The sequence below is a fragment of the Anaerotruncus massiliensis (ex Togo et al. 2026) genome (genome assembly GCF_030825285.1).
Classification (GTDB): Bacteria; Bacillota; Clostridia; order Oscillospirales; family Ruminococcaceae; genus Anaerotruncus; species Anaerotruncus massiliensis.
Genome location: NZ_JAPJQF010000085.1, coordinates 1 through 6,047, shown reverse-complemented (window position 1 = coordinate 6,047; position 6,047 = coordinate 1). Strand labels below are relative to the sequence as shown.

Below are 6,047 nucleotides of genomic sequence, written 5' to 3'. Positions count from 1 at the left end.
CGCTCTGCGGCGCTCGCCGCAGGCGAGGAGCGCATCTAAAGCCCCGCCGGGCGCAGCGCGGCAAACCGAAGAAAAGCCCCCGCTGCCCGCAGAGCGGCAAAATAGAGAAAGGAATTCACCAGAATGAAAGGGTTTGAACACCTGTTGACCGGCCTGCCCGCTTTTGAGCGGGTCAAAAGCGCGGTGAAAAATCGGGCGACCCCGGTGCTCGTCACGGGGCTCTCGAACGTGCACAAGGCGCATATGATCGTTTCACTCGCCGGCCTGCTGGAGACCGGCGGGCTGGCCGTCGTGTCCGATGAGGCGGCGGCTACCCGGCTGGTCGAGGACATCAACATCATGGCGGGGGAGGGGACGGCTGCTCTTTTCCCCTCGCGCGAATGGACCTTTCAGGAGGTGCAGGGGGTCTCGCGGGAATACGAGCACGCGCGGCTGGCGGTGCTCGGGCGGCTGCACGCGGGAAGCCTGAAGATCGTGGTGGCGTCGGCGCAGGCCGCGCTTCAGTATACGATGCCCCCGGAGGTGCTGGAAAAACGCATCCGGACCCTCGAGGCTGGCAGGGAATACCAGATGGAGGAGCTGACGCGGTTTCTGGTGTCGGCGGGCTACACCCGCTGCGACCAGGTGGACGGCGTCTGCCAGTTCTCCCAGCGGGGCGGCATCCTCGACTTTTTCCCGCCCCACATGCCCGACCCCTTCCGCGTTGAATTCTGGGGGGACGAGATCGACACGATCTCCACCTTCAAGACGGACACCCAGCGCAGGGTTGACACGGTCAAGCGGGTGGACATCACCCCGGCGGCCGAGGTGGTGGCGGACAGCCCTGAGCGGCTGGTGAAGCTTTTGCAGGGCGCGATGAAAAACATCCGCGGCACCCGCGGCAAGCTTGCCAAGGAGAAGCTCGAGGGGGAGATCGCGCGGATCTCCGACGGCATCATGCCCCAGAGCCTCGACCGCTGGCTGCCGCTGCTCTATCCCGAGCCGGCGACCGTCTTTGACTATCTGCGCGACCGGCCGCTCTTCCTCTGCGACACGGCCAACTGCCGTGAGGCGCTCAAAAACGTGCTCTGGCAGCAGAACGAGGACGTCAAGATCCTGCTCGAGGAGGGCATCCTCTTCAAGGGGTGCGACCGGTTCGGCGAGGACTTCGTGGATTTGCAGCGGCACGCGTCGGAGTCGAACAGCGTGCTGCTCGACACCTTCGTCCGCTCGGTGGGGGACATCCCGCTGCGGGACATGATCGACGTGAACGCCGTCCAGCTCTCCTCCTGGAGCGGCGAGTTCTCCCTGCTGCGGGAGGACGTGCAGAACTACCTTTCGCGCGGCTACTGCGTCATCGTCTTCGCGGGAACCTACCGCGCCGCCGTGACGCTGGCGGAGGATTTGCAGAAGGAAAATATCCGCGCCGCCGAGTGCGAGGAGATCGGCAGGCTCACGCCGGGCGTGGTGTACGTCGTCGCGGCGAGCATGTCGGCGGGCATGGAATACCCCGACCTGAAGCTCGCGGTCATCTCGCAGGCCAAGGAGGTCGTGCAGGGCGCCAAGCGGAAGCCCCGCCCCAAGGAGGGTAAAAAGCTCCGCGACATCAGCGATCTGACGCCGGGGGACTACGTCGTGCACGTCTCCCACGGCATCGGCGTGTTTGAGGGGATCGTCAAGCGGGACGTGCAGGGGATCGTCAAGGACTACATCAAAATCCGCTACGCGGGTACCGACATGCTCTTCGTGCCGGTCACCCAGCTCGACCTCGTCAGCAAATACGTCGGCGTGCGGGACGACGCGAACGTGCGCCTCAATAAACTGAATTCCGTCGAGTGGCAGAAGACCCGCCAGCGGGTCAAAAAGGCCGTCGAGGACATGGCCAAGGAGCTGACAGAGCTCTATGCCAAGCGGATGGCGGTCAAGGGCTACGCGTTTTCGCCCGACACCGACTGGCAGAACGACTTTGAGCGGCGGTTCGCCTTCGAGGAGACGGACGACCAGCTCCGCTGCATCGACGAGATCAAATCGGATATGGAAAACCCCGTCCCGATGGATCGGCTGCTCTGCGGCGACGTGGGCTTCGGCAAGACGGAGGTGGCGCTCCGGGCCGCCTTCAAGTGCGTGATGGACGGCAAGCAGTGCGCGCTGCTCTGCCCGACGACCATCCTCGCGTGGCAGCATTACCAGACGACCACCCGCAGGATGGAAGGCTTCCCGATCAAGGTGGAGCTGCTCTCCCGCTTCCGCTCGGCAAAGGAGCAGAAGCAGATCCTTTCCGAGCTGCGGCGCGGGGAGATCGACATGATCATCGGCACCCACCGCCTCGTTCAGAACGACGTCCAGTTCAAGGACCTCGGCCTCTGCATCATCGACGAGGAACAGCGGTTCGGCGTGCGGCACAAGGAAAAATTCAAGGAGATGCGCGCCACCGTCGACGTGCTGACCCTTTCGGCGACCCCCATCCCGCGCACCCTCAACATGGCGATGAGCGGCATCCGGGACATGAGCGTCATCGAGGAGGCCCCGCAGGACCGCCATCCGGTGCAGACCTATGTGGTCGAGCACGACTGGGGCGTGATCGCGCAGGCGATCGAGCGGGAGCTGCGCAGGGGCGGGCAGGTGTTTTACCTGCACAACCGGGTCGAGAGCATCGATTCCTGCGCCTATAGGATCAAGCAGATGGTTCCCGAGGCGCGCATCGTCACGGCGCACGGCAAGATGGGGGAGGAACAGCTCTCCCGCGTGTGGCAGCAGCTGCTCGACTACGAGGTCGACATCCTCGTCTGCACGACGATCATCGAGACGGGCGTCGACGTGCCCAACTGCAACACCCTCATCATCGAGGACGCCGACCGCATGGGGCTCTCCCAGCTCTACCAGCTGCGCGGGCGGGTGGGGCGCTCCACCCGGCGCGCGTTCGCCTACCTCACCTTCCGGCGGGACAAGGAGCTCTCCGACGTGGCCGCCAAGCGGCTGTCCGCCATCCGGGAGTTCACCTCCTTCGGGTCGGGCTTCCGCATCGCGATGCGCGACCTTGAGATCCGCGGCGCGGGCAACATCCTCGGCGCGCAGCAGCACGGCCACATGGAGGCGGTCGGCTACGACATGTACCTCAAGATGCTCTCCGAGGCGGTGGCCGAGCAGAAGGGCGAGGCGCCCGCCGGGACGGCCGCGGAGTGCATGGTCGACGTGCGGGTGGGCGCGCACATCCCCGAGGACTACATCGACAACCTCGCCCAGCGCATCGACATCTACAAGAAGATCGCCGCCATCCAGAACGAGGAGGACGCGATGGACCTCATCGACGAGCTGATCGACCGGTTCGGCGACCCGCCCGACGCGGTCAAGGGGCTGGTGGACGTGGCGCTCGTGCGCAACACCGCCTCCCAGATGGGCATCCGGGAGATCTCCCAGCGCGGGGACGCGGTGTTGCTCTATCCCGAGGTCATGGATATGTCCCGCGCGGGCTCGCTCGCCGTCAGGCTGCGCGGCCGCGTGATGGTCAGCGCGGGCAGCAAGCCCTACATCACCGTCAAGATCCCCGCGGGTTCCGAACCGCTCGACACCATCCGCGAGGCGCTCGCCGCCATGGGGGAGTGATCTTTTGCAACGGCCCGCATAAGCGGCGCGGCGCGGAACAGGATAAGACTGGATGGAAGCCGTTTCCCGAACCGTGTGGAATTTCTAGTGGACTTTTTGGGGGCGGCGTTGTATAATAAGCGGGTATGCAAGCAATACCCCTTACAGGAGGAATTCAAAATGACGACTGTTAAAAAAATCGCGGCGCTCGGCCTGGCCGTGCTGATGACCGCGAGTCTCGCCGCCTGCAGCATGGGCGGGGACACCAAATGGGCGGCCAAGGCGGGCGACCTGACCGTTCCGGCCGGCGTCTACATCAACGAACTGATCACCGCGTATTCCGACGCGACGGTCGACCTTCCGTCGGACGTCAAGGACCCGCTCAAGGAGCAGGTGGACGGCGTCACCGTCTCCCAGAAGGTCACCGAGGAGGCCAAGAAGGGCCTTGACGAATACATCGCGATCGAGCAGAAGTTCAGCGAGATGGGCCTTGCCATGAGCGAGCTCGACAAGGCCTCGGTCGAACAGACCGCCGAGCAGTACTGGACCGGCTTCCGTCTGGAGGAGACCTACACCGCCAACGGCGTGTCCAGGGAGTCGTTCATCCTCGCGCAGGAGAACATGGTCAAGAAGTCGATGATCTTCAACGCGATCTACGGCGAAGGCGGCACCGACCCGGTGCCCGAGGAGGAGCTCAAAACCAAGTTCTCCACCGACTACGCCAAAATCCTGCTCATTCCCGTGTCGATCAACCCCGCCGAGGACACCGAAGAGGCCAAAGCCAAGGCCAAGGAGCAGGCTTCCGAGCTGATCAACAAGTACCTCGAGCGCGCCAAGGCGGGCGAGGATATGGAGACGCTCGTCTACGAGGCCCGCAAGGAGCTTTCGGGCAACCAGGACCTCGAGAAGCCGGAGGCGGGCACCTCCTTCACCTTTGTGAACCGGGAGAACTCCTCCTATTCGCAGGAGGTGGTCGATACGATCTTTGCCGCGCCGATCGGGGAGCCGACCGTCGCCGAGTCGGAGGACGGGATGTACCTCTTCGTCCGCTACGATGTGATGGAAAACGAGAGCGACTTTGCCCAGCGCAGGGCGGCGCTGGTCTCCGCGCTGCGCGGGGACGCGTTTGACGAGCAGGTCTCCCAGTGGGCGGACTCGCTCACCGGCGTCACCTATAACGACGCGGCCCTCAAGCGCTACACCCCTGAAAAACTGAAGGTCGGCTGAACGGCATTATAAAAGCCGGCGCGAAAGCGCCGGCTTTTTGTTGTCCCCAAACGTCCCCGCGAACGGTTCTATAAGTACCGAAGGACAAAAAATCAACCTGTAAAGGGGATCGATCCGATGATGAGCCCCGGCGACGGCCCGCTGCTGCCGAGCGCCCCGCTTTGCACGCAGCGCGCCGCCCGCGGGGCGCCCAATCCGGGCGGCCGAGCCGGGTGCGCGCGCTCTCGAATCCACGGGCTTTTTACCGATTGCTTCATGAAATGAAAAAGGCGGCCGCGCAGCGGCCGCCTTTTAAAATACTCAGATGCGCTCGAAGAAGCTCGCGTCCTTCTTGCAGATGGGGCAGATGAAATCGGGCGGAAGCTCCTCGCCCTCGTAGATGTAGCCGCAGACCTTGCAGCGCCAGCCATGTTTTTCGGCGGGCTTTTTGTAGGAGGGGGCGTTGGGAGGGGTCTCGCCCTTCTTGACCTTGTGGTAGTAGTCATAGGTCATGACGGGCGCGTCGGAGAGCTTGACCGCCTCGATCGATTTGCCGACAAAGAGCACATGCGTATCGAGGTCGAGCTTGTCGATCACCTTGCAGGAGAACATCGCGGAAGCGGTTTCCGTGGGATACCACACCCCGTTGGCATCCGCGCCGTGGGGAATGCCCGCGAATTTGTCCTCCTCCCTGCCCGAGCGGAACCCGAACCGGCCGATCAGGTCCATCGTGGCCTCCTCGGTGAGCGCCACGGCGTTGAAGAGCCCCGACCGCTCGATCAGCGAGGTGGTCAGGTTCTGCTTGGAAACCGCCACCGCGACCTTGGGCGGTTCGGCTGTCACCTGCGTGACGGTGTTGACGATGCAGCCGTTTTGCTTGCCGTCAAACGCGGAGCTCAGCACATAGAGCCCGTAGGACATCTTGAAAAACGCCTGTAAATCCAGCATGAAACATCCTCCTTCTGTTTTTTATCTTGCCACTGATTTGGGGCTGTCATTCATTGGGACTGCCGCTCTGGGAGCGGCGGAGCCTTTTTTGGGCTTTCCGCCCCGGCGGGCGGTTTTGGATTTGCCGCGCTGCACCCGGCGGGGCTTTTTTCACGCCCCTTCGAGGCGCTCCAGATGTGCCGCTTGCGGCGGCGGAGATTGCCGGGTCCCGCCCCGGCGGCGGTTTTGGATTTGCCGCGCTGCGCCCGGCGGGCTTGGACAGGAATTGCCGCCCGAGAGCGGCAAGAATGACTAGCGCGTTCCGCCGCGCGGCACGGGTTCCTTTTCGGACG

At 63.9% G+C, this 6,047-nt stretch carries 3 protein-coding genes; 2 read left to right on the top strand and 1 reads right to left on the bottom strand.

Features of this window, described 5'->3' with window-relative positions; translation table 11 throughout:
- Positions 1-123 precede the first annotated feature (123 nt).
- A complete protein-coding gene (gene mfd, locus RCI06_RS13955; protein WP_306576404.1) occupies positions 124-3,582 on the top strand; it encodes a transcription-repair coupling factor in 3,459 nt (1,152 codons plus the stop codon).
- A gap of 159 nt (positions 3,583-3,741) precedes the next feature.
- The gene (locus RCI06_RS13950; protein ID WP_276874275.1) at positions 3,742-4,788 is read left to right on the top strand and encodes a hypothetical protein; all 1,047 of its coding nucleotides are present in this window, start codon (positions 3,742-3,744) and stop codon (positions 4,786-4,788) included.
- 300 nt (positions 4,789-5,088) lie between these two features.
- Here RCI06_RS13950 and RCI06_RS13945 read toward each other — a convergent pair whose 3' ends face one another.
- Positions 5,089-5,715: a flavin reductase gene (locus tag RCI06_RS13945; protein WP_243107484.1), complete on the bottom strand. Its 627-nt coding sequence runs from the start codon at positions 5,713-5,715 to the stop codon at positions 5,089-5,091.
- Positions 5,716-6,047 lie beyond the last annotated feature (332 nt).